Source organism: Bradyrhizobium sp. TM233 (assembly GCF_036247965.1).
Classification (GTDB): domain Bacteria; phylum Pseudomonadota; class Alphaproteobacteria; order Rhizobiales; family Xanthobacteraceae; genus Bradyrhizobium; species Bradyrhizobium ottawaense.
In genome coordinates this window covers 1-22,058 of the sequence record NZ_BTIG01000002.1, presented here as the reverse complement: position 1 = coordinate 22,058, position 22,058 = coordinate 1, and the positions used below count along the sequence as shown (strand labels likewise).

23 protein-coding genes and 1 riboswitch are annotated in these 22,058 nt (G+C 65.7%); of the genes, 17 read left to right on the top strand and 6 right to left on the bottom strand.

Annotated features, from left to right (window positions below):
* Positions 1 to 38: 38 nt before the first annotated feature.
* The gene (locus tag AABA86_RS06030) at positions 39 to 308 is read right to left on the bottom strand and encodes a hypothetical protein (protein ID WP_212250022.1); all 270 of its coding nucleotides are present in this window, start codon (positions 306 to 308) and stop codon (positions 39 to 41) included.
* Positions 305 to 1,099 carry a DUF899 domain-containing protein gene (locus AABA86_RS06025; protein WP_338306170.1) on the bottom strand — a complete coding sequence of 265 codons (795 nt, stop codon included), beginning with the start codon at positions 1,097 to 1,099 and terminating at the stop codon, positions 305 to 307. The genes AABA86_RS06030 and AABA86_RS06025 overlap by 4 nt, the downstream gene beginning before the upstream one ends.
* 150 nt (positions 1,100 to 1,249) lie before the next feature.
* Between AABA86_RS06025 and AABA86_RS06020 the strand changes: the two genes are divergently transcribed.
* From AABA86_RS06020 to AABA86_RS05985, 8 genes are all read left to right on the top strand, one after another.
* Positions 1,250 to 2,470 (top strand): helix-turn-helix domain-containing protein, encoded by a 1,221-nt coding sequence (locus tag AABA86_RS06020; protein WP_338306169.1) that lies wholly within the window; start codon positions 1,250 to 1,252, stop codon positions 2,468 to 2,470.
* A gap of 29 nt (positions 2,471 to 2,499) precedes the next feature.
* Positions 2,500 to 3,138, top strand: coding sequence for a Vgb family protein (locus tag AABA86_RS06015; RefSeq protein ID WP_338306168.1), 639 nt, complete (start codon positions 2,500 to 2,502; stop codon positions 3,136 to 3,138).
* Positions 3,139 to 3,280: 142 nt separating this feature from the next.
* Complete coding sequence (locus AABA86_RS06010; RefSeq protein WP_338306167.1) at positions 3,281 to 4,849, top strand: DUF4403 family protein; 1,569 nt, start codon at positions 3,281 to 3,283, stop codon at positions 4,847 to 4,849.
* A gap of 136 nt (positions 4,850 to 4,985) precedes the next feature.
* A complete protein-coding gene (locus AABA86_RS06005; protein WP_338306166.1) occupies positions 4,986 to 6,095 on the top strand; it encodes an ABC transporter ATP-binding protein in 1,110 nt (369 codons plus the stop codon).
* A gap of 48 nt (positions 6,096 to 6,143) precedes the next feature.
* On the top strand, positions 6,144 to 7,202 hold the full coding sequence (locus AABA86_RS06000; RefSeq protein ID WP_212250040.1) for an ABC transporter substrate-binding protein: 1,059 nt from the start codon (positions 6,144 to 6,146) through the stop codon (positions 7,200 to 7,202).
* 22 nt (positions 7,203 to 7,224) lie between these two features.
* The gene (locus tag AABA86_RS05995; protein ID WP_338306165.1) at positions 7,225 to 8,487 is read left to right on the top strand and encodes an ABC transporter permease; all 1,263 of its coding nucleotides are present in this window, start codon (positions 7,225 to 7,227) and stop codon (positions 8,485 to 8,487) included.
* Positions 8,484 to 9,311: an ABC transporter permease gene (locus tag AABA86_RS05990; protein ID WP_338306164.1), complete on the top strand. Its 828-nt coding sequence runs from the start codon at positions 8,484 to 8,486 to the stop codon at positions 9,309 to 9,311. Before AABA86_RS05995 ends, AABA86_RS05990 begins: the two co-directional genes overlap by 4 nt.
* Positions 9,312 to 9,601: 290 nt before the next feature.
* Positions 9,602 to 10,813 carry an ABC transporter substrate-binding protein gene (locus AABA86_RS05985; RefSeq protein WP_338306163.1) on the top strand — a complete coding sequence of 404 codons (1,212 nt, stop codon included), beginning with the start codon at positions 9,602 to 9,604 and terminating at the stop codon, positions 10,811 to 10,813.
* A 100-nt stretch (positions 10,814 to 10,913) separates the two neighbouring features.
* Here AABA86_RS05985 and AABA86_RS05980 read toward each other — a convergent pair whose 3' ends face one another.
* Together AABA86_RS05980 and AABA86_RS05975 are read right to left on the bottom strand one after the other, a co-directional pair.
* Positions 10,914 to 11,444: a PRC-barrel domain-containing protein gene (locus AABA86_RS05980; RefSeq protein ID WP_338306162.1), complete on the bottom strand. Its 531-nt coding sequence runs from the start codon at positions 11,442 to 11,444 to the stop codon at positions 10,914 to 10,916.
* Between the two features lie 227 nt (positions 11,445 to 11,671).
* Positions 11,672 to 12,244 (bottom strand): hypothetical protein, encoded by a 573-nt coding sequence (locus AABA86_RS05975; RefSeq protein WP_338306161.1) that lies wholly within the window; start codon positions 12,242 to 12,244, stop codon positions 11,672 to 11,674.
* Positions 12,245 to 12,424: 180 nt separating this feature from the next.
* Here AABA86_RS05975 and AABA86_RS05970 point away from each other — a divergent pair, with 180 nt between their 5' ends.
* Positions 12,425 to 13,195, top strand: coding sequence for a response regulator (locus AABA86_RS05970; protein WP_212250052.1), 771 nt, complete (start codon positions 12,425 to 12,427; stop codon positions 13,193 to 13,195).
* A gap of 14 nt (positions 13,196 to 13,209) precedes the next feature.
* On the top strand, positions 13,210 to 14,532 hold the full coding sequence (locus tag AABA86_RS05965; RefSeq protein ID WP_338306160.1) for an ATP-binding protein: 1,323 nt from the start codon (positions 13,210 to 13,212) through the stop codon (positions 14,530 to 14,532).
* 1 nt (position 14,533) lies between these two features.
* On the opposite strand, the gene AABA86_RS05960 is transcribed toward AABA86_RS05965, so the two are convergent.
* Positions 14,534 to 14,749, bottom strand: coding sequence for a hypothetical protein (locus AABA86_RS05960; RefSeq protein ID WP_338306159.1), 216 nt, complete (start codon positions 14,747 to 14,749; stop codon positions 14,534 to 14,536).
* Between the two features lie 255 nt (positions 14,750 to 15,004).
* On the opposite strand from AABA86_RS05960, the gene AABA86_RS05955 reads away from it, so the two are divergent.
* The 6 genes from AABA86_RS05955 to thiC all read left to right on the top strand — a co-directional run bounded on the left by AABA86_RS05955 (position 15,005) and on the right by thiC (position 20,716).
* A complete protein-coding gene (locus tag AABA86_RS05955; RefSeq protein WP_212250058.1) occupies positions 15,005 to 15,547 on the top strand; it encodes a lytic transglycosylase domain-containing protein in 543 nt (180 codons plus the stop codon).
* A gap of 212 nt (positions 15,548 to 15,759) precedes the next feature.
* Positions 15,760 to 15,888: riboswitch (TPP riboswitch) on the top strand.
* Positions 15,876 to 16,898: an FAD-dependent oxidoreductase gene (locus tag AABA86_RS05950; RefSeq protein ID WP_338306158.1), complete on the top strand. Its 1,023-nt coding sequence runs from the start codon at positions 15,876 to 15,878 to the stop codon at positions 16,896 to 16,898. It overlaps the preceding riboswitch by 13 nt.
* Positions 16,889 to 17,086: a sulfur carrier protein ThiS gene (thiS, locus tag AABA86_RS05945; RefSeq protein WP_212250062.1), complete on the top strand. Its 198-nt coding sequence runs from the start codon at positions 16,889 to 16,891 to the stop codon at positions 17,084 to 17,086. The genes AABA86_RS05950 and thiS overlap by 10 nt, the downstream gene beginning before the upstream one ends.
* A gap of 169 nt (positions 17,087 to 17,255) precedes the next feature.
* Entirely contained in the window at positions 17,256 to 18,038 is a 783-nt protein-coding gene (locus tag AABA86_RS05940; RefSeq protein WP_338306157.1) for a thiazole synthase, read from the top strand.
* On the top strand, positions 18,025 to 18,651 hold the full coding sequence (locus AABA86_RS05935) for a thiamine phosphate synthase (protein ID WP_338306156.1): 627 nt from the start codon (positions 18,025 to 18,027) through the stop codon (positions 18,649 to 18,651). The genes AABA86_RS05940 and AABA86_RS05935 overlap by 14 nt, the downstream gene beginning before the upstream one ends.
* 166 nt (positions 18,652 to 18,817) lie before the next feature.
* Positions 18,818 to 20,716 carry a phosphomethylpyrimidine synthase ThiC gene (gene thiC, locus AABA86_RS05930; RefSeq protein ID WP_338306155.1) on the top strand — a complete coding sequence of 633 codons (1,899 nt, stop codon included), beginning with the start codon at positions 18,818 to 18,820 and terminating at the stop codon, positions 20,714 to 20,716.
* A gap of 165 nt (positions 20,717 to 20,881) precedes the next feature.
* On the opposite strand, the gene AABA86_RS05925 is transcribed toward thiC, so the two are convergent.
* Positions 20,882 to 21,286 carry a beta/gamma crystallin-related protein gene (locus tag AABA86_RS05925; RefSeq protein ID WP_338306154.1) on the bottom strand — a complete coding sequence of 135 codons (405 nt, stop codon included), beginning with the start codon at positions 21,284 to 21,286 and terminating at the stop codon, positions 20,882 to 20,884.
* 164 nt (positions 21,287 to 21,450) lie between these two features.
* On the opposite strand from AABA86_RS05925, the gene AABA86_RS05920 reads away from it, so the two are divergent.
* The gene (locus AABA86_RS05920) at positions 21,451 to 21,963 is read left to right on the top strand and encodes a mismatch-specific DNA-glycosylase (protein ID WP_338306153.1); all 513 of its coding nucleotides are present in this window, start codon (positions 21,451 to 21,453) and stop codon (positions 21,961 to 21,963) included.
* The last annotated feature ends 95 nt before the right edge of the window (positions 21,964 to 22,058 follow it).

Below are 22,058 nucleotides of genomic sequence, written 5' to 3'. Positions count from 1 at the left end.
GCCGGCGCCGCTCCTGGTTGGTGCCGTTACCCGCCCCCTCACCGCCGCTCCGCGATCAGCCTCAGCCACGCCGCTGAATGAAACGCGCTCATCAGCAGATACATCGGCACCATCCCGCCGAGCCTTGAGCCGTGCGCGGCGACGCAGAGCATGTCCGCGGGGCCCTCGCCGAGCACGGCCGTCAGCAGCGCCATGATCGCGAAGGTCGGCGTGGCCGCCAGACCAAGCCATCTGGCGAGGTGGCGTGCGGCCGCGACGCCGTCGCGGCTGGCGTCGGACGCCGCGCTGGCCGGACAGGCCGCGGTCATTTCCGTTCGCCCGCGGCCTCGTCGCGAAAGGCCTTCTCGCCTGCGTCGGAGATCTCGACCCACTTCTGGTCGGGCGCCGCGCCTTCGGTGTAGCTGTCGTGCCAATTCCACCATTTGTAGGTCGGCGTCTGCGGATAGCCCTTCGGCGAATCCTCCCAGACCTCCTGGCGGCCGAGCGGGGTGATATCGAGATAGTTCCAGGTGCCGCCCATCTGCTCGTCGCCGCGGCTCTTGACGAAATAGGTGCGAAAGATGCGCGTCCCGTCATGGTAGAACACGTTGGTGCCATGCCATTCGTCGACGCCGAAATCGGCGTCGAAGCTGTCGGTGATCGTGACCCACGGCATGGTCCAGCCCATCCGCTTCTTCAGCCTGATGATGTCGGCCTGCGGCGCGCGCGAGGCGAACACCAGCGTGGTGTCGCGGGCATTCAGATGCGAGACATGGGCGACCTGGTCGGCCACCATGGAGCAGCCGCGGCAGGCGTGATCGGGCCAGCCGAACACGCCGGGCTCGAAAAAGGCGCGGTAGACGATCAGCTGCCGCCGGCCCTGGAACAGATCGACGAGACTGACCTTGCCGCCGGGCCCCTCGAACGCATAGGTTTTGGAAACTTCCATCCACGGCATGCGCCGGCGCTCGGCGGCCAGCGCGTCGCGGGCACGGGTATGCGCCTTTTCCTTCACGAGCAGTTGCTGACGGGCGGCCTCCCAGTCCTGAGGCGACACCACTGGCGGTGTCTGCATCGCGGTCTGTCCGATATTCCGTTCGTCTTGGGCTGATGTCATCATGACTCTCCAGATCTCCTGCTTGACGTCTTGCCAGGGCGATCAGCCTGCGTTTCGCGGAACCGCTCGCCGTTCACCGCACCTTGTCGGCCGTCAACGAATCCTGGCACCTCGCGGTTGCGCGGTGGGAGTAACAAGTGTGGCGGGATTGACATGGAGTCGCTGATCAATGCCGCAGCACGCGCGCTGGAGGCCGGCGATCCGCTCGGCGCGCTGAATCGCGTCGCGTTGCGCAATGACGCGCCGTCGCTGGCACTGCGCGGCATCGCGATGGCCCAGCTCGGCGACCTCGCAAAGGCGAAGACGCTGCTGCGCAGCGCCGCGCGCGCTTTCGGTCCGCGCGAGGCGGTAGCGCGTGCCAGATGCGTGGTCGCCGAAGCCGAGATCGCACTGGTCTCGCGCGACCTGAACTGGCCGGAAAAAATGCTCGCGGCGGCACGGGCGACGCTCGAAAAGCATGGCGATGTCGTCAATGCCACGCATGCCGGCCACATCGAGGCGCGCCGCCTCCTTCTCGTGGGACGGCTCGACGAAGCCGAGCGTATCCTCGCCGAGCTCGGCCCCTCCCCGCTGCCGCCTGCCCCGCAGGTCGTCCGCGAGCTCGTGATCGCCGGCATCGCAATACGGCGGCTCCGAACCAAAGACGCGCGCGCGGCGCTTGCCCGGGCGGCTCGCGCAGCAAGCCTTGCAGGCATTCCTGGACTCACAGCCGAGGTCGAGAGCACGAACCGCGTGCTCGATACGCCCGCAGCGCGCCTGATCACGCATGGCGATGAACGTCCGTTGCTGCTGGAGCAGGTCGAAGAGCTCGCGGCTTCGGACGCGCTCGTCGTGGACACTTTCCATCATGCGGTGCGCAGGCGGGGCACGATCGTATCGCTCGGGACCCGCCCGGTGCTGTTCGCGCTCGCCCGCATCCTGGCGCAGGCCTGGCCCGCGGACGTCACGCGCGAGGCGCTGATGGCAGCGGCGTTCCGGGCGAGACACGTCGATGAATCGCACCGCGCGCGCCTGCGGGTGGAGATCGGCCGGCTCCGCGCCAAGCTCATGCCACTCGCCGATGTGGCCGCGACGAAGCAGGGTTTTGCTCTGACGCCGCGCAAGACGCAGCAGGTTCTGGTGCTGGCGCGGCCCGTCGAGGAAAAGCACGCGGCTGTCCTCGCCTTCCTCTCCGACGGCGAGCCGTGGTCGAGCTCGGCGCTCGCGCTGGCGCTCGGGACCAGCGCGCGCACGGTGCAGCGGGCGCTCGACGAGCTGGCGCGATCGAACAAGGTGCAGTCGTTCGGACATGGGCGGGCGCGGCGCTGGATGATGCCGCCCGTCCCGGGTTTCCCGACAGGCTTGTTACTCCCGGGACCGCTCCTGAAGACGTAAGGTAGGAGCACGTCACAGGGAGCGAGCACATGAAGCGTTCAGCCGCCGAGATCGTCAGGGAGTACGGACCTTTTGCCGGCGTCGACGCCGTGCACGGCGTCACCTATGACGGCACCCATGTCTGGTTCGCATCCGGCGACAAATTGAATGCGGTCGATCCGGAGAGCGGCAAGGTCGCGCGCTCCCTCGATGTCGCAGCCCATGCAGGAACGGCGTTCGACGGGCGGCACCTGTTCCAGATCGCAGAGGATCGCATCCAGAAGATCGACGCGGCCTCAGGCAAGGTGCTCACCAGCATTCCAGCTCCGGGCGGCGGTGGCGATTCCGGATTGGCCTGGGCCGAAGGCTCGCTGTGGGTCGGGCAATATCGCGAGCGCAAGATCCACCAGGTCGATCCGGATACGGGGAAGGTCCTTCGCACCATCGAGAGCAAGCGCTTCGTGACCGGGGTGACCTGGGTCGACGGCGAACTCTGGCACGGCACCTGGGAAGGCGAGGACAGCGATATCAGGCGGATCGACCCGGAAACCGGCAAAGTGCTCGAGCAGCTCGACCTGCCTGCCGGGACCATGGTGTCGGGGTTGGAGTCCGACGGCGGCGACCGCTTCTTCTGCGGCGGCGGCGCTAACGGCAATGTGAGAGCGGTCCGCCGTCCCCGGCGCGGCTAGCTTCGCAATTTACGATCCGAACACGCGGCAACGGCGCGTTCGCAACCGTTAACCCGTTCGCCGCAATTCCACCCCACCGGTACGCTCTAGCGCCCTCCTCGCCTGCCCTGTAGAATCCCTGCCGGGGCGGCCTGGGGGATCGATGCGACTGACGTTGAATCTGAAGACCATTGTGATCGCCGTCGCGGTGCTCGCGGCGTCGTTCTTCATCAGCTTGAAGGCGATGGATCTGCTGTCGCCGCGCGCGACGAATTCGGCACCGCCCGTGGCGCAATTGCCGCCGCTGCCGCCGGCGTCGAAGAGCTCGATCGTGATCGCGCCGGTCGCCATCGCGCTGTCGGCGATCCGCGACCAGGCCGAGAAGGCCGCGCCGCGCAATTTCGCGGGGAAGGCCGATAACCCGATCTCGCAGATCCTGGAGAACGCCGACATCGGCTGGACCGCCGTGCGCGGACCGATGGCGGCTGCCGGCGACAAGGACGTGCTGACGATCTCGACGCCGCTCAACGGCAAGCTGAACGTCACGGGCTCGCTGTCCTCGAAAGCCACCGGCGCCCTCGGCGACGCGCTCAGCGGCGTGCTCGGCGGTGACGCGGCGAAACGGATCGGCGCGGTCAACATCAAGAATTTGAACGCCAGCGCCGAGATCAGGGGAAACGTCATCGTCACCTCGCGCCCGAAGATCGCGGCCAACTGGCATCTCGAGCCCAATCTCGGCGCCCAGGTCAATCTCGGCGACACCAACCTCAACGTCGCCGGCGCCAAGGTCAACGTTCCGGCGCAGGTGAAGCCGCTGATCGACAAGAATGTCGGCGAGCAGATCAACATCGTCTCCGAGCGCATCCGCAACGATCCGGCCCTGCGCGAGAACGCGAAGCAGCAATGGGCCAAGGCCTGCCGCTCGATCCCGCTGCAGGGCTCGGGCGCCTCGGCCGCGCTGCCGCCGCTCTGGCTGGAGATGAAGCCGATCCGGGCCATCGCCGCGCAGCCGCGGGTCGATGCCCAGGCCGTGACGCTGCTGATGGGCCTGGAAGCGGAGACGCGCGTGACGTCGACGCAGACCAAGCCGGACTGCCCGTTCCCCGACAAGATCTCGATCGTGCCGCCGAGCGGCACCGGCGTGAACATCGGCGTGCCCATCGACGTGCCCTTCACCGAGATCAACAAGGTGATCGCCGCGCAGATGGTCGGCCACACCTATCCCGAGGACGGCTCCGGCCCGGTCGACGTCACCGTCAAGAGCGTCAACGTGGTCCCGTCGGGCGAGCGCCTGCTGATCTCGCTTCTGGTGCGCGCCAAGGAAAAGAAGAGCTGGCTCGGTCTCGGCGCCGAGGCGACCGTGCACATCTGGGGCCGGCCGGTGCTCGACCAGGCGCAGCAGACGCTGCGGCTCGCCGACATCCAGCTCGCGGTGGAATCGGAAGCCGCCTTCGGCCTGCTCGGCGCGGCGGCCCGCGCCGTGGTGCCGCAGATGCAGCAGGCGCTGGTGCAGAAGGCCACGCTCGACCTGAAGCCGATCGCGGCGAACGCGCGCGAGAAGATCGCTGGCGTCATCGCCGACTTCCAGAAAAGCGGGGACGGCGTCAAGGTCGACGCCAAAATCGACAGCCTGACGCTCGCCGACATCGCCTTCGATTCCAAGACGCTGCGCGTGGTCGCGGAAGCCGGCGGCTCGCTGAATGTCTCCGTCACGAAGCTGTCGGGGATGTAGCTCGCCTTCATTCGCCGCGCCTGGATGCCTCTTCATCGGTTGCGCCGCTGGCATTCTGATCGGAGGATGCTAAGCTGTTCCTCGCAACCTCGAATGAGGTGCCGACAGCACTGTAGTGGGTAAACGCGAGGTCAACATGGAAGCCGGCATGGTCACGCCTGCGCCGGCACTGGTGCGCTTTTCCGGCATTCAGAAGACCTATGATGGCGAGCATCTCGTGGTGAAGAACCTCGATCTCGACATCAGGAAGGGCGAGTTCATCACGCTGCTCGGCCCGTCGGGCTCGGGCAAGACGACCACGCTGATGATGCTGGCCGGCTTCGAGGTTCCGACCCAGGGCGAGATCTACCTCGCTGGCCGGCCGATCAAGAACATGCCGCCGCACAAGCGCGACATCGGCATGGTGTTCCAGAACTATGCCTTGTTCCCGCACCTGACGATCGCGGAGAATATTGCCTTCCCGCTATCCGTTCGCAAGACGAACAAGGCGGACGTGCAGGAGCGCGTTGGATCGGCGTTACGCATGATCAAGATGGAGACCCTGGCGCACCGGCGGCCCGGGCAGCTGTCCGGCGGTCAGCAGCAGCGCGTGGCACTGGCCCGTGCGCTGGTCTTCAATCCGCAACTCGTGCTGATGGACGAGCCTCTGGGCGCTCTCGACAAGCGCCTGCGGGAGCAGATGCAGCTGGAGATCAAGCAGTTGCACGAGACGATGGGCATTACCGTCGTCTACGTCACCCACGACCAGAGCGAAGCGCTCACGATGTCGGACCGCATCGCCGTGTTCAACGACGGCATCGTGCAGCAGATCGACAAGCCCGACGCGCTGTACGAGCATCCGGTGAACAGCTTCGTCGCCCATTTCATCGGCGAGAACAATGTGCTGGCCGGCACCGTCGAGACGGTCGACAGGGACTATTGCCGCGTCGCGCTGGCTGGCGGCGGCACCGTCACCGCACGGGCGGTCAATCTATCAGGCGCGGGCGCATCGACCTCCCTGTCGATACGGCCGGAGCGGATCTCCATCGTCCCGGAGGGCAGCTCCAGTGACGGACCGAACCGGCTGCCGGCCAAGGTGCAGAACACCGTCTATCTCGGCGACCACGCGCTGGCCGTGCTCGATGTCTCGGGGAATGCCGAGTTCATGGTCAAGCTTCAGCCGGGCGCGCATGACAGCCTGACCCATGGTGCAGACGTGTTCGTCACCTTTCGCCCCGAGGACTGCCTCGCCCTCGATCCCGTCTGATCCAGCGATCGAACTCAACGCAACGCACACGAAGAAGGAACAAGGACCATGCTGAAGCGCAAGATTGGCAAGATTGCTCTGGGTTTCGCCGCGGCCTTCACCGCCAGCGCCGCGCTGACCACGGTCGGGCAGGCGCGTGATCTCACCGTCGTGTCGTGGGGCGGCGCGTATCAGGATGCCCAGAAGAAGGCCTATTTCGAGCCGTTCAAGAAGGCGGCCGGAATTGCCATGAACGACGAATCCTGGGACGGCGGCGTCGGTGTGCTGCGCGCCAAGGTGCAGGGCGGCGCCGCCACCTGGGACGTCGTCCAGGTCGAGAGCGACGAGCTCGCGGTCGGCTGCGAGGAAGGCCTGTTCGAGAAGCTGGATTATGCCAAGATCGGCGGCGAGGCCGCCTATATCCCGCCATCCGTCAATCCCTGCGGCGTCGGCGCCATCCTCTATGACTTTGTTCTCGGCTACGACAAGGACAAGCTGAAGGAGGCCCCGAAGGGCTGGGCCGACTTCTTCGACACCAAGAAGATTCCGGGCAAGCGCGCCCTGCGCCAGGGCCCGAAGACCACGCTGGAGATCGCGCTGATGGCCGACGGCGTCCCGCCAAAGGACGTCTACCATGTGCTGGCGACCGACGAGGGCGTCGAGCGCGCGTTCCAGAAGCTCGACACCATCAAGGGCGACATCGTCTGGTGGAAGGCCGGCGCCCAGCCGCCGCAACTGCTCGCCTCGGGCGAGGTGGTGATGACCTCGGTCTACAATGGCCGCATCGACACCGCGAACAAGAACGAGAAGAAGAATTTCGGCATGGTGTGGGACGGCGCGCTGTTCACGCTCGACAGCTGGGTCATCCTGAAGGGCAGCCCGAACAAGGACGCGGCCTACAAGTTCCTGGACTTCGCCGGCAAGGCGGAGAACCAGTCGAAGCTGTCGGAGAACATTTCCTACGGCACCTCGAACAAGGACGCAGCCGGCAAGCTCGCGCCCGCCGTCCTGAAGGACCTGCCCACCGCGCCCGACAACATCAAGAACGCGGTCGAGATCAACGTCGGCTTCTGGCTCGAGAACATCGACCGCCTGACCGAGCGCTTCAACAAATGGGCCGCGAAATAACGCGCCCGGCAAGGCTCGACGAATGACGGATGCGCTCCTGTCCGGCGCCAATGCGTCGACCGAGGTGCCGCTCAAGCGCCGGTTGAGGCGTGCCGAGCGGGCACGCCAGGTCAAGGCATTGGCGCTGGTCGCGCCGCTTCTCGTCTTCCTGCTCTTCACCTTCGCAGGCCCCATCGCCGGCATGCTGTGGCGCGCGGTCGATGACCGGGAAGTGCGTCGGGTTCTGCCCCAGACGATCGCCGCTCTCGCCAGCTGGGACGGCAAGGACCTGCCGGACGAAAAGGCCTACGCTGCGCTGGCGAGCGACGTGCTGGCGGCACGCGCCTCCGGCACCATCGCCGTTGCGGCCAAGCGGCTGAACTACGCGCTGAACGGTTTCCGTACGATCCTGACCAGCACGGCGCGCAATCTGAAGGTGGCCCCGGAGCCCGGCACGGCCAAGGAGACGCTGGGCAAGATCAATCCGGCCTGGCGCGAACGCGCGACCTGGACGACGATCAGGGAGGCCAGCGGCCCCGTCACCGGCTTCTACCTGCTGGCCGCGCTCGACCTTGTCAGGAACGTTGACGGCGCCATCGTCGCGGCTCCGCCGGACCAGGCCATTTACCGCAGCCTGTTCACCCGCACCTTCCTCATCAGCCTCAGCGTCACCGCGCTCTGCCTGATCCTCGGCTTCCCGGTCGCTTACCTCTTGGCGACACTGCCGCCGGGTCGGTCGAACCTGCTGATGATCTTCGTGTTGCTGCCGTTCTGGACGTCGCTCCTGGTCCGCACCTGCGCCTGGATCGTGCTGCTGCAGAGCAAGGGCATCGTGAACGACAGCCTGCACTGGCTTGGCATCATCGACGAGCCGCTGCGCCTGATCTACAATCGCTTCGGGGTCTGCGTGGCCATGACCCACGTGCTCCTGCCGTTCATGATCCTGCCGCTGTACAGCAGCATGAAGGCGATCTCGCCCGCTTACATGCGCGCCGCCGCCTCGCTCGGCGCGCCACCGGTCACCGCTTTCGTGCGGATCTACCTGCCGCAGACGCTGCCCGGCATCGGCGCGGGAAGCCTGCTCGTCTTCATCCTTGCGCTCGGCTATTACATCACACCCGCGCTCGTCGGCGGCGCCGCCGATCAGATGATCAGCTACTTCATCGCGCTCTACACGACCGAGACAGCCAATTGGGGCCTTGCTTCGGCGCTCGGTGCGGTGCTGCTGCTGGCCACCCTTCTGCTGGCGCTCGTCTATGGCAAGCTGGTGCAGGGCCAGCAGGTTACGGGAGGGATGAAGAATTGAGCGACAATGCTTCCCTCCGCACGCCCAGCCAGCGTATCGCGTGGACCGCGACCATCATTGTCTCCACGCTGGTGTTCATCTTCCTGATCGCGCCGATCCTGGCGATCATGCCGTTGTCCTTCAGCTCGGGCTCGTACCTGACCTATCCGCTGCCGGGCCTGTCGTTGCGCTGGTACGACGACTTCCTCAATTCGCCGCGCTGGATGAATTCGCTGAAGAACAGCATGATCATCGGCGTCGCCTCGACGCTGCTGTCCATGGTGCTCGGCACGCTGGCCGCGCTCGGTCTGGCGCAGTGGAAGAGCCGGTTCAAACCGCTCGTGCTGGCCTTCGTGCTGTCGCCGGTCGTCGTCCCCGGTGTCATCACCGCGGTCGGCCTGTATTTCTTCTTCGCGCCGATCGGACTGACCGGCAGTTATCTCGGCTTGATCCTGGCTCACACCGCGCTGGCGACGCCCTTTGTGGTGATCACGGTCGGGGCGACGCTGCAGAGCTTCGATACCAATCTTTCGCGCGCCGCCGCCTCGCTCGGCGCCTCCCCGCTTGAGGCGTTCCGCCGCGTGATCCTGCCGCTGATCCTGCCCGGCCTCGCATCGGGCGCGCTGTTCGCCTTCGCGACCAGCTTCGACGAGGTCGTGATCGTGCTGTTCATGGCAGGTCCCGAGCAGCGCACCCTGCCGCGCGAGATGTTCAGCGGCATCCGCGAGAACATCAGCCCGACCATCACGGCAGCGGCGGTCATTTTGACGACGGTGTCAGTCATCCTCCTCGCGACGCTGGAGGCCTTGCGCCGGCGTAACGAACGGCTCAAGGCCGGCGGCTGAGGGGCGGTGTCACCTCTCCCTCTCCCCGCTTGCGGGGAGAGGGTTGGGGTGAGGGGGAGTCTCCGCAGGGACGGCGGCAGTTAGACTCGCGGAGAGTCCCCCTCACCCGCATCGCATCTTCGATGCGCTGCGGCCTCTCCCCGCAAGCGGGGAGAGGCGAAGGAAACACCGTCCACCCCCTGCTTATTTCTCACCCTCCTCACGCATCTGTGGCTTAGCTGCCGCGACCGATTGTCGTTAGAACAGTCCCCGCAACAACGCCCAAACAACAACACACAGGGAGAAACAACATGCATAAACTCATCGCTGCGGTGGCAGCCGGCATCGCCCTCGCCGCAACCTGCGGCACCGCACAGGCGCAGATCTCCGACGATGTCGTCAAGATCGGCGTGCTCACGGACATGTCGAGCCTCTATGCGGATGCGACCGGCAAGGGCTCGCTCGCCGCCGTCGAGATGGCGGTCGCCGATTACGGCGCCAAGGTCGCCGGCAAGCCCGTACAGGTCGTCGCTGCCGATCACCAGAACAAGCCCGACGTCGGCGTCAACATCGCCCGCAACTGGTACGACAACGACAAGGTCGACGCGATCTTCGACGTGCCGACGTCCTCGGTGGCGCTGCCGGTCTCGGCGCTGACGCGCGAGAAGAACAAGATCAACATCAATTCCGGCGGCGGCTCCTCCGACATCACCGGCACCGCCTGCTCGCCCAACACCGTGCACTGGACCTACGACACCTATGCGCTGTCGAACGTCGCCGGCAAGGCGATGGTCAAGCGCGGCGAGGATAGCTGGTTCTTCGTCACCGCCGACTACGCCTTCGGCATGGCGCTGCAGCGCGACGCCGCCAACGTCGTCAAGGAGAGCGGCGGCAAGGTGCTCGGCGAAGTCCGTCATCCCCTCAATTCGTCGGACTTCTCCTCCTTCCTGCTGCAGGCCCAGGCCTCCAAAGCCAAGGTGGTCGCATTGGCCAACGCCGGCGGCGACACCACCAACGCGCTGAAGCAGGCGTCCGAGTTCGGCCTGACCCAGGGCGGCCAGAAGATGATCGCGCTCTTGCAGGAGATCACCGACACGCATTCGCTCGGCATCAAGGCGACGCAAGGCCTGATCGTTACCGACGCCTTCTACTGGGACATGAACGAGGAGACGCGCGCCTTCTCCGAGCGCTTCAACGAGAAGGTCGGCCACATGCCGACCATGATCCAGGCCGGCCTTTATTCGGCGACCATGCACTATCTGAAGGCGATCGACGCCATCAAGACCGACGAGGCTCCGAAGGTGATGGAGCAGATGCGCAAGACGCCGGTCAACGACTTCTTCGCCAAGAACGGCAAGATCCGCATCGACGGCCGCATGGTCCACGACATGTATCTGTTCGAAGTCAAGAAGCCGGAAGAATCCAAGGGCGAGTGGGACCTCTACAAGCTGATCGCCACCGTGCCCGGCGACGAGGCCTTCCGTCCCCTCGACAAGGGCGGCTGCCCGCTGGTGACGCACTGAGAATCTTCTTCCCTCTCCCCGCTTGCGGGGAGAGGTGAAGAAAAAACACGACAGCGCGCCCGGTGAAAACCGGGCGCGCCTCGTTCAGGCGGTTAGCCCATTACTCCGAGTACTTGAACTCGGGCATGTTCTTCAGCTCGTCCTTGCTGGCGTTGAACACGGCGTGGTCCGGATACCACTTCGAGGTGGACGACGTCGTGGTCGCAGCCGGTGCCGTGGTTGTCGTCGTGGTCTTCTCGGTACCGGTCGCAGCGCCGGTCGTGGTGGTCGCGGGCTTCGCACCGGTGCCGGTGTAGGCCACGGCCTCGTTGACGAACTTCAACTTCTCATACGGGACGGCGACCAGATGCTCGCCCATGCCGAGGAAGCCGCCGACGCCGATCACGGCGATCTTGATGTCGCCGCTCTTGTCCATCAGCAGGTCGTTGATCGTGCCGATGTTCTCGTTGGCTTCGTTGTAGACCTTCAGGCCGTCCATCTTCGAGGTACGCCATTGACCGGACGCCGTCGTGGTCGTCGTGGTGGCCGCGGTCGGCGCCTTGTCGGTGGTGGCAGTCGGCGATTGCGCGAACGCAACGGTGGCAAGCAGTGCGGTGCCGGCGAGGCCGGCGGCGATCGATTTCGTCAGCATGTTGTCCTCTCCTTCACAGAAAAAACTCGTGTGGAGAAAACAGCGCTGATCACACGCAGTTCCGTGCGCGCCGCAATTTCGTCGCGCGATGCGCGAGCTAAAGTCGCAAGGACTGTTCCTGAGTCACCCAGGAACATTTTGCGGCGCACGGTTCCCCGCCGACGATCATGCGCCCTGGGTGAAGCACGATCGCGGCGAGGACCCGCGCCGACCCGCGTCGCTCAGGGTCAGCTCTTGTAGTCGATCAGGAGCGCGGAGAAGTCGGAATTGCCGGACGAGCTGCCGTTGGCGCCGTAGGACGCGCTCGATGATTGCGACTGCTGCAGCGCCTGCAGGAACTGCTGGAGGATCTTGGCCGTGGTGGCATCGGTCGACGTGCTGCTGGTGGAGTCCGTGGACGACGCCGAATCCGAAGAGCTGTCGTCCGGTGGCGGACCGGGCGGAGGCCCGCCTGCACCACCGGCGCCGCCCGCCCCGCCAGGACCGCTCGCGAAGGCGGACTGAAACACGTTCTTCAGGTTCTCGGCCTGGTCCGAGGTCAGCGTCCCGTTCGACACCTCGTTCGAGATGAGGTCGTCGATCTTCGATTGCATCTCGTCCTTGGAGGGCCGCGTGCCGCTCGACTGGTCGCTCGACCGGCTCTGCTGGAGTGCGGTGTCGAAGTCGGTCAGCGCCGTCGAGAGCGCGGACTGGTCCGACGACGAGATCGTGCCGGCGGACACTTCCGATTGCAATTCCTGCTGCAGCCGCTGCAGCGGCGACTGGTGGTTGCCGGCGGAGGCCGCCGAAATCGAGGTCATGATGGCTCCGTGGAGTTTGCGGGGTTTCGTCGCGGACCACGCCACGCTATGGTTAACGGCCTTAACGAGACCTTGCCGTCTCACGACCCGGCGATTGCCGTCTGTTGCGGAAAGCCCGACAGAAACAATCCGAAACAAAAATCTTCGCCATTTGGCCCGAATCCCGGACAAACAAAGCGCATGGCCATTCCCAATCCCAACATCCTGGTCGTCGAAGACGACCGCGAAACCCGGACGCTGATTGCGAAGTATCTGCGCAACAACGCCTGCAACGTCACCGCCGTGGGCGACGGCCGCGAGATGTCGCGCGCCTTGGCCGATCACCGCGTCGACCTCATCATCCTCGACGTCATGCTGCCGGGCGAGGACGGCCTCAGCCTGTGCCGCAAGGTGCGTGCCGAGGCGCAGACGCCGATCATCATGCTGACCGCGCGGGGCGAGGACGTCGACCGCATCGTCGGCCTCGAGATGGGCGCGGACGACTATCTGCCGAAACCCTTCAACCCGCGCGAGCTGCTCGCCCGCATCAACGCCGTGCTGCGCCGCCAGGCCGCGGCGCAAGCGGCGAGCTCGATCGAAGGCGCCTCCACGCTCACCTTCGAGGGCTGGCACATCGACCTGCGGCTGCGCGAGCTGCGCAATCCGGAAGGCGCGCGCGTTGCGGTGACCAGCGCCGAATTCGATCTCTTGCGCACATTCTGCGAACGGCCCGGCCGCGTGCTGTCGCGCGACAGCCTGCTCGACCTCACGCAAGGGCGCAACACCGGATCGTTCGAACGCTCCATCGACGTGCTGGTCAGCCGCATCCGCCGCAAGATCGAGCCCAATCCGGCCGATCCCACCCTCATCAAGACGGTGCGCTCCGGCGGCTATCTGTTCACGCCGAGAACGCAGGCTGCGAGCCCTCAAGCGGCAAGCACTCAAGCGGTTGCGGCGCCCCTGAGCAGTTGAAGGGGACGTCGACGATGAGGCCGTTCGGGTTCTTCCACCTCAAGGGGATCGGCGGGCAGATCGCCGCGCTGGTGCTCGCTTCGACCGTCGCGCTCCATCTCGTCGTCACCACCGCGTTCCTGATCGGCCGGCCGGACCGCCCCGACACGCCGCCGGACGGCGCGCATCAGCTGACCGACGCCGCGCTGCTGCTCGGCTCGGCCGAGGCCGGCGAGCGTCCGCGCCTCGTCGCCGATCTCGCGCGCGCCTTCCCCAAGCTCGGCATCGAAATGTTTGCGCCCGGCACCGCAAACGTCGAGGAGAGCGACAATCAGCACCTGCGCGGGATGCGCCGTCATCTCGGGCGCGGCTACAAGGCAGTCCAGCTGGCCTCAGGCGGCATCGTATCCCGCGTCGGCGTCGAGTTGCCCGACGGCACCATGATCGCCGGCCATGTCGAGGGCGGACCGCGGCCATGGTTCTGGGGCGCGCCGTGGCTGATGGCGCTGATGTCGGCTTTCATCTGCGTCAGCGTGCTCGGGCTGTGGGCGGCGCGCGCGCTGGCAGCTCCGCTGTCGTCCTTCGCCAAGGCCGCCGAGAATTTCAGCCTCGACGGCGCGGCGGACCCCCTGCCCGAGCGCGGCCCGGAAGAAATCCGCTCGGTGGCGCGTGCGCTCAACCGCATGCATGAGCGGATCGCGCGCCTGATGTCGGATCGCACCCGGATGCTGGCGGCGATCAGCCACGATCTGCGCACGCCCATCACGCGGCTGCGCCTGCGCGCCGAGTTCGTCGAGGACGAGGGCAACCGCAAGCGCATGCTGGTCGATCTCGACCAGATGCGCGCGATGCTGGAATCGGTGCTGTCGCTGCTGCGCAACGACCGCAAGGTCGAAGCCGTGACGCTGGTCGACATCGCCAGCACGCTGCAGCTCGTCGCCGACCAGTTCGGCGACATGGGCCATGTCGTGCATTACGACGGGCCGGCGTCCGCGACCGCCGCCGCGCGGCCCGACGATCTGCATCGCGGCGTCACCAATCTGGTCGAGAACGCGGTGCGCTTCGGCGCCGAGGTGACGATCCGTCTCGACGTCTCCGGCACCACGCTCGTCATCGACGTCGAGGACGACGGCCCCGGCATTTCGGATGCGCGCAAGCAGGAGATGCTGGAGCCGTTCGTGCGCGGCGACGATGCGCGCACCATGGACGAATCCACCGGCTTCGGGCTCGGCCTGTCGATCGCGCGCGCCATCGCGCTCGCCCATGGCGGCGAGCTGTCGCTGCACGACCGCGCGCCGCATGGACTGATCGTGCGGATGCAATTGCCGCTCTGGCAGCAGCCGAAGCTCGCCGCCTGACTCAGGCCGCGAGCGGCGGGCGCTCGAGGGCGGCCTCGTCGAAGATCGCCACGGCCTCGAAGCGATAATTGCAGGCGTGGCAATTCCAGAGATAGGAGACGCGCCCCTCACCCGGCTCGATCCAGTCCGGCTTTGGGATCGGCGTGCCGCATTGGGCACAGGGGTTCTGTCTGGGGATGTCGCCGGCATACAGCCTGGCCATGGTTGATTTTGTCATGGCACCTCTCCCGATTTGCAGCGTCTTCTTACTCGCTTTCACATACCCGTGCGAATAGACAGGCGTGCTGCCGCGAGCGGGGGTCGTCCGCCCCGAAGCTTCCGCTTCGAAGCTCTCTTGCGCCAGCTTTGAGTCGTAACAGCGGCTCGGCACCGCAAAATCGGGCGGTGGCGGCGTTTGGTCACATCATCGCCGCGTTCGGAACGCCTAACTGCGGCTGGGCGCAGGTCACCTAGGGGACCTCAGGGATATCTGATGAAGATTTTACGCATTGCAGCGCTGCTCGCGGCCGGATTGACATTGCCGCAGGCCGCATTCGCCGGCGAAGCCGAATATGCCGAGATGGTCGCGGCCCATGCCCGCGCCAACGGCGTGCCGGAAGCGCTGGTGCATCGCGTCATCATGCGCGAGAGCCGCTACCAGCCGCACCTCGTCGGCCATGGCGGCACCATCGGGCTGATGCAGATCAAGCTCGCGACTGCGCGCGGGGTCGGCTACACCGGCGATGCCGCCGGCCTGCGCGATCCCAACACCAACCTCACCTATGCCGTGAAATACCTCGCCGGCGCCTATCGCGCCGCCAATGGCGACCACGCCCGGGCCGTGCGCTATTTCGCCGGCGGCTATTACTACGCCGCCAAGCGGCAGCGGCAGGACATGGTGCAGCAGGCCAGCAACGAGACGAGCTCCCAGGCCTGGCTCGAGCCCAACGGCAACCCGCAGCCGATGTTCGGCAATGCGCCGCACAGGAAGCTGGCGCAGGGCGTGCGCAATGCGCGGGCGCAGGCGCCGAAGTAACCTCTCGTGTCCCGGACGCGCTGCAGCGTGCAACGCTGCTGCGCAGAGCCGGGACCCAGCATCCCACAAAGGCATGGGCCCCGGCTCTGCGACGCATCATGCCGTACTGGACGATGCTTGCATCGCCAGGGGCGTGCTGCATCGCGTCCGGGGCACGGGCGGTGGGTTCCCGCAACATGCGTTGACCACCCAGCCCCACTGTCCTACATTAGAGCAGTTCCGAGGGGTGCTCCGAGGAGGAGCTGAGATACCGCTAAATGGGCAATACCGCCCAGGACCGCGGTGACCCTTTGAACCTGATCCGGGTCATGCCGGCGAAGGGACAGGGATGTTGCAAACGACCAAGCGACCGGATTCACCGGTATCCATCATCGGCGCAGGCATCGCGGGAGCCTGGCAAGCCTTGCTGTTCGCGCAGGCCGGCCATGCCGTGACCCTGCACGAGCGCGGTGACGGGGCGATGACGGACGCCACCAGCCATTGGGCCGGCGGCATGCTCGCGCCCTATTGCGAGGCCGAGGTCGCCGAACCCATCATCAGCCGCCTCGGGCTGCGCTCGCTTCATATCTGGCGGCGCGAGCTGCCCGACACGCCGTTCAACGGCTCGCTGGTCGTCGCCCATCCGCGCGAGCGCAACGATTTCGAGCGCTTTGCGCGCATGACCGAGGACCACCGCCGGCTCGATGCCTCAGGGCTCGCCGCGCTCGAGCCGTCGCTGGAGGGCCGCTTCCGCGACGCGCTGTTCTTCCCGGCCGAGGGCCATGTCGAGCCGCGCCGCGTGCTGCCGCAGCTGCACGATCGCATCCGCGCCGCCGGCGGCACCATCAAGTTCGAAAGCGACGTCACCGCCGCCGATCTCGCAAAGGATCCAGACAACATCGTGATCGACTGCCGGGGCCTCGGCGCGCGCGAGGAACAACCCGAGCTTCGCGGCGTCAAGGGCGAGATGATCCTGATCGAGACAGCTGAGGTGCAGCTTGCGCGCCCGGTGCGGCTGATGCATCCGCGCTGGCCTCTTTACGTGATCCCGCGCGAGGACAATCTGTTCATGCTGGGCGCGACCTCGATCGAGGCCGAGGACACCGGCGTCAGCGTCCGCTCCGCGCTGGAGCTGCTGGGCGCCGCTTACGCCGTGCACCCCGCGTTCGGCGAAGCCCGCATCGTCGAATTCGGCTCGGGGCTTCGCCCCGCCTATCCCGACAACCTGCCGCGCATCGGCATTCGCGGCAAGACGATCTCCGTCAACGGCCTTTATCGCCACGGCTTCCTGATCGCGCCGGCGCTCGCCGAGCTGACGCTCAACTATGTCGAGCGCGGCCAGATCGACAACGAGGTGATGCGATGCTTGTGATTATCAACGGCGAGCAGCGCGAAGTGGCTTCGGGAAGCGTCGATGCGCTGCTCTCGGAGCTCGACTACGAGGGCACCCATTTCGCGATCGCGCTCAACTACGACGTCGTGCCGAAAAGCCGCTGGGCCGAAACCGCACTGAAAGCCGGCGACGAGATCGAGATCATCACGCCGCGGCAGGGAGGGTGAGGAGATGGCACAGCACCTCTCCGCACGTCGTCCCGGCGAACGCCGGGACCCATACCGCGTGATCTCGCTTGAGCCACGCAGGGAGAGACCTTCCGTCGTCACACAAGCCTGTGGTTATGGGTCCCGGCGTTCGCCGGGACGACAGCGAGTTTGGGGAGACACCTGAGCCATGGTGACCTTCTACGGCAAATCCTTCGCCTCGCGCCTCCTCATCGGCAGCGCGCTCTATCCCTCGCCTGCGATCATGCAGTCCGCGATCCGCGCCTCCGGCTCGAACATCGTCACGGTGTCGCTGCGGCGCGAATCCGCCGGCGGCAAGACCGGGGACGCGTTCTGGAATCTGATCCGCGAGCTCGACGTCACCGTGCTGCCGAACACCGCCGGCTGCCGCACGGTGCGCGAAGCGGTGACCACCGCCAAGCTCGCCCGGGAATTGTTCGGCACCACCTGGATCAAGCTCGAGGTCATCGCCGACAACGACACGCTGCAGCCCGACGTCGTCGGCCTGGTCGAAGCCGCCGGCATCCTGATCAAGGACGGCTTTGACGTATTCCCCTATTGCACCGAGGACCTCTCGGTCGCGAACCGCCTCGTCGATGCCGGCTGCAAGGTGGTGATGCCGTGGGCAGCTCCCATCGGCAGCGCGAAGGGCATCACCAACCGCGACGCGCTGAAGCTGATGCGCGAGCGCCTGCCCGACATCACGCTGGTGGTCGACGCCGGCTTAGGGGCGCCCAGCCACGCGGCGCAGGCGCTCGAGCTCGGCTTTGATGCCGTGCTGCTCAACACCGCGATCGCCAAAGCCGCCGATCCCGTCGCGATGGCCAAAGCGTTCCGCTTCGGCTGTGATGCCGGCCGCACCGCTTTCGAAGCCGGGCTGATGAACGCGCGCGACTTCGCCTCCCCCTCCACCCCTGTCGTTGGGACCCCGTTCTGGCATGCCGTATCCTGATCGCAACGCGTATCCTGATCGATTTTATCCCGTCGTCGACAGCCTTGCGTGGGTCGAGCGGCTGACAAAGCTCGGCGTCGGCACCATCCAGCTGCGCGCCAAGGAGCTCAACGACGCCGACGCGCTGCAGATCGTCACCGACGCGCTGGCGATCACCAAGGACACGCAAGCCAAGCTGGTCGTGAACGACTATTGGCGCGCCGCCGTTGTCGCCGGCGCGAAGTACCTGCATCTCGGTCAGGAGGATCTGGCGGAAGCCGACCTCAAATCCATCCGCGAGGCGGGCCTCTCGCTCGGCATCTCCACCCATGACGATGCCGAGCTTGAAACCGCACTCAAGGCCAAGCCCGACTACGTCGCGCTCGGCCCGATCTTCTTCACCACGCTCAAATCGATGCGCTTCGAGCCGCAGGGCATTCCGAAGATCACGGAGTGGAAGAAGCGCATCGGCACCATTCCGCTGGTCGCGATCGGCGGCATCAAGTTCGAGCACGCCGCGGAGATCTTTGCGGCGGGCGCGGATTCCATCGCGGTGGTGTCCGACGTCACGCAAAACGCCGATCCCGATGCCCGCGTGCGTCAATGGCTCGGCCTGTCCACGGAGGCCGCGTGATGCCCCCTCGCTCTTACTTTAACCCGTCACCCTGAGGTGGCCGCTTCTTCAGCGGCCCTCGAAGGGCGACGGGCCCGGCTCCATCCTTCGAGGCTCGCAAGCGCTCGCACCTCAGGATGACGAACGGCACGCGACGACGCGATAATCATATTCACCGGAGGATCCCATGAACATCCGCTCCAACCCCGACAAGACCGTCCCCGCCGTCACCACCGGTCCCCTTCCCTCCTCGCGAAAGATCTTCGCCTCCCCCGACGCCGCGCCCGATCTGCGCGTGCCGCTGCGCGAGATCATCCTGTCCGAAGGCGCGGGCGAGCCGAACCTGCCGGTCTACGACACCTCCGGCCCCTACACCGATCCGAGCGTCACCATCGACGTCAATGCCGGCCTTGCCCGCGGCCGCAAGCAATGGGTGCTGGAGCGCGGCGGCGTCGAGGAATATCAGGGCCGTCAGATCAAGCCGGAGGACAATGGCAGCGTCTCCACCGACAAAGCCGCGCGCGCCTTCTCGGCCTATCACCAGCCGCTGCGCGGCCTCGACGGCCACAAGATCACCCAGCTCGAATTCGCCCGCGCCGGCATCATCACCAAGGAGATGATCTACGTCGCCGCGCGTGAAAATCTCGGGCGCAAGCAGCAGCTCGAGCGCGCGGAAGCCGCGCTCGCCGACGGCGAGAGTTTTGGCGCCGCCGTTCCCGCCTTCATCACGCCGGAGTTCGTGCGCGACGAGATCGCGCGCGGCCGCGCCATCATCCCCTCCAACATCAACCACTCAGAGCTCGAGCCGATGATCATCGGCCGCAACTTCCTGACCAAGATCAACGCCAATATCGGCAACTCGGCGGTGACCTCGTCGGTCGAGGAAGAGGTCGAGAAGATGGTGTGGGCGATCCGCTGGGGCGCCGACACCGTGATGGACCTCTCGACCGGCCGCAACATCCACACCACGCGCGAGTGGATCTTGCGCAACTCGCCGGTGCCGATCGGCACCGTGCCGATCTACCAGGCGCTGGAGAAGTGCAACGGCGATCCGGTGGCGCTGACCTGGGAGCTCTACAAGGACACGCTGATCGAGCAGTGCGAGCAGGGCGTCGACTATTTCACCATCCACGCCGGCGTGCGCCTACAATATATCCACCTCACCGCCAACCGCGTCACCGGCATCGTCTCGCGCGGCGGCTCGATCATGGCGAAGTGGTGCCTGGCGCATCACAAGGAGAGCTTCCTCTATACGCATTTCGACGAGATCTGCGACCTCATGCGCAAGTATGACGTCTCGTTCTCGCTCGGCGACGGCCTGCGTCCGGGCTCGATCGCGGATGCCAACGACCGCGCCCAATTTGCCGAGCTGGAGACGCTCGGCGAACTGACCAAGATCGCGTGGGACAAGGGCTGCCAGGTCATGATCGAAGGCCCCGGCCACGTGCCGATGCACAAGATCAAGATCAACATGGACAAGCAGCTCAAGGAGTGCGGCGAAGCGCCGTTCTACACGCTTGGACCGCTGACGACCGACATCGCGCCGGGCTATGACCACATCACCTCAGGCATCGGTGCGGCCATGATCGGCTGGTTCGGCTGCGCCATGCTCTGCTACGTCACCCCTAAAGAGCATCTCGGCCTGCCCGATCGTAACGACGTCAAGGTCGGCGTCATCACCTACAAGATCGCCGCCCACGCCTCCGATCTCGCCAAGGGCCACCCCGCCGCGCAACTGCGCGACGACGCCCTCTCCCGCGCGAGGTTCGACTTCCGCTGGAGCGACCAGTTCAACCTCGGCCTCGACCCTGACACCGCCAAGAACTTCCACGACGAGACCCTGCCGAAGGAAGCCCACAAGGTCGCGCACTTCTGTTCGATGTGCGGACCGAAATTCTGCTCGATGAAGATCACGCAGGACGTGCGGGACTACGCGGCGACGCTGAATGATCCGGCGGCGGTGGGGATGTCGATGAGCGGGACCGCCGAGGACGGCATGGCCAAGATGAGCGCGAAGTTCAAGGAGATGGGGAGCAGCGTTTATCTGGATGCGGAGAAGGTGAAGGAGAGCAATCGGGTGTTGTGAGGACGCGTAGGGTGAGCAGGGCAGGGCGTGCTCACCAACCGTCACACGACATCGTTGCCGCTGGTGGTTAGCACGGCGCCTTGCGCCTTTGCCCGCGCTTCGACGTGTTCACGCGGCGGGATGCGGAACATCCCGCCGCGTTTGGTTTGCGACGTCCCCTAGCTTCTAACAGAAGCTAATCAGCTTGAAAGACGACACAATATCGTTTGGGATCTGCGCGTACTGTCCGGGAGCAAAATCCCAAGATTGACCGCCAAAATTGGTGTGCTCGAACAGGCGCCAATGTCCACCAAGAACAACAATTGAGGAGATTTTGTCGTTCCACCAGTCTCCGACGTAGTTCCAATTAAGGCTGGTTTGCGCTGATGCGCCGCCCCAATTGGCATGCTCGTAGATGACGATTTCGGGAAGACGAATGCAGCCTTCGGCCATCTCGAACTTGGCGGAGGTAGTATCCCCCTGCTCAAACACTTTACCTTTCTTCGGCATGGACTTGATCAGCGGGGACTGCAAATCCACCATGGAGCCATTGGCCGCATTAAGAGCGTGTACGGGCACAAGTCGATCCATTGTCAATCTCCTAAAATGAAAATCTGAAACGACCGAACATTAGACGAGTTCTTTGCATCATTCAATCTTTGCGTGCAAATGCCCCCCCCAAGATTGGCCCGGCAACTGCTCTGATAGGTTCTTAGTTGACCATCCGATCAAACTATCGAACAAGGACGCGCAGCTTGCTCGCCCCCACCCCCCACCGCCTCCCCGACCAACTCCTTCCCAACCTCCGTCTCGTCTTCGTCGGCACCGCCGCCTCGACGCGTTCGGCCGAGCTCGGGCACTACTACGCCCATCCCGGCAACCGCTTCTGGCGCGCGATCCATGAGGCCGGGATCACGCCGCAGCGCTATCAGCCGGGCGAGTTCGCTTCGCTGATCCAGCTCGGCATCGGCTTCACCGATCTCTCCAAGTCGGGCGCCGGGATGGATCACCAGATCGCGGCTGAGACGATCGATGTGCCCGGCTTCAGGGCCAAGATCGAAAAGTATCGGCCGCGGACGATTGCGTTCACGAGCAAGAAGGCGGCGAGCTTGTTTTATGGCAGGCCGTCGAATGTGATCTCGCTCGGGAGGCAACCGCGCGATGCAGGCTTGCCGGAGATCTTCGTGCTGCCGTCGCCGTCGGGGGCGGCGTCCGGGCATTGGACGCTGGAGCCGTGGCGCGAGTTGGCGGCGTGGATCGCTGCGTAGGGTGGGCAAAGGCGCTCTTGCGCCGTGCCCACCATCTTTGCGTGGGTCCGGCAGAACGTGGGCACGGCGCGCGAAGAGCGCGCCTTTGCCCACCC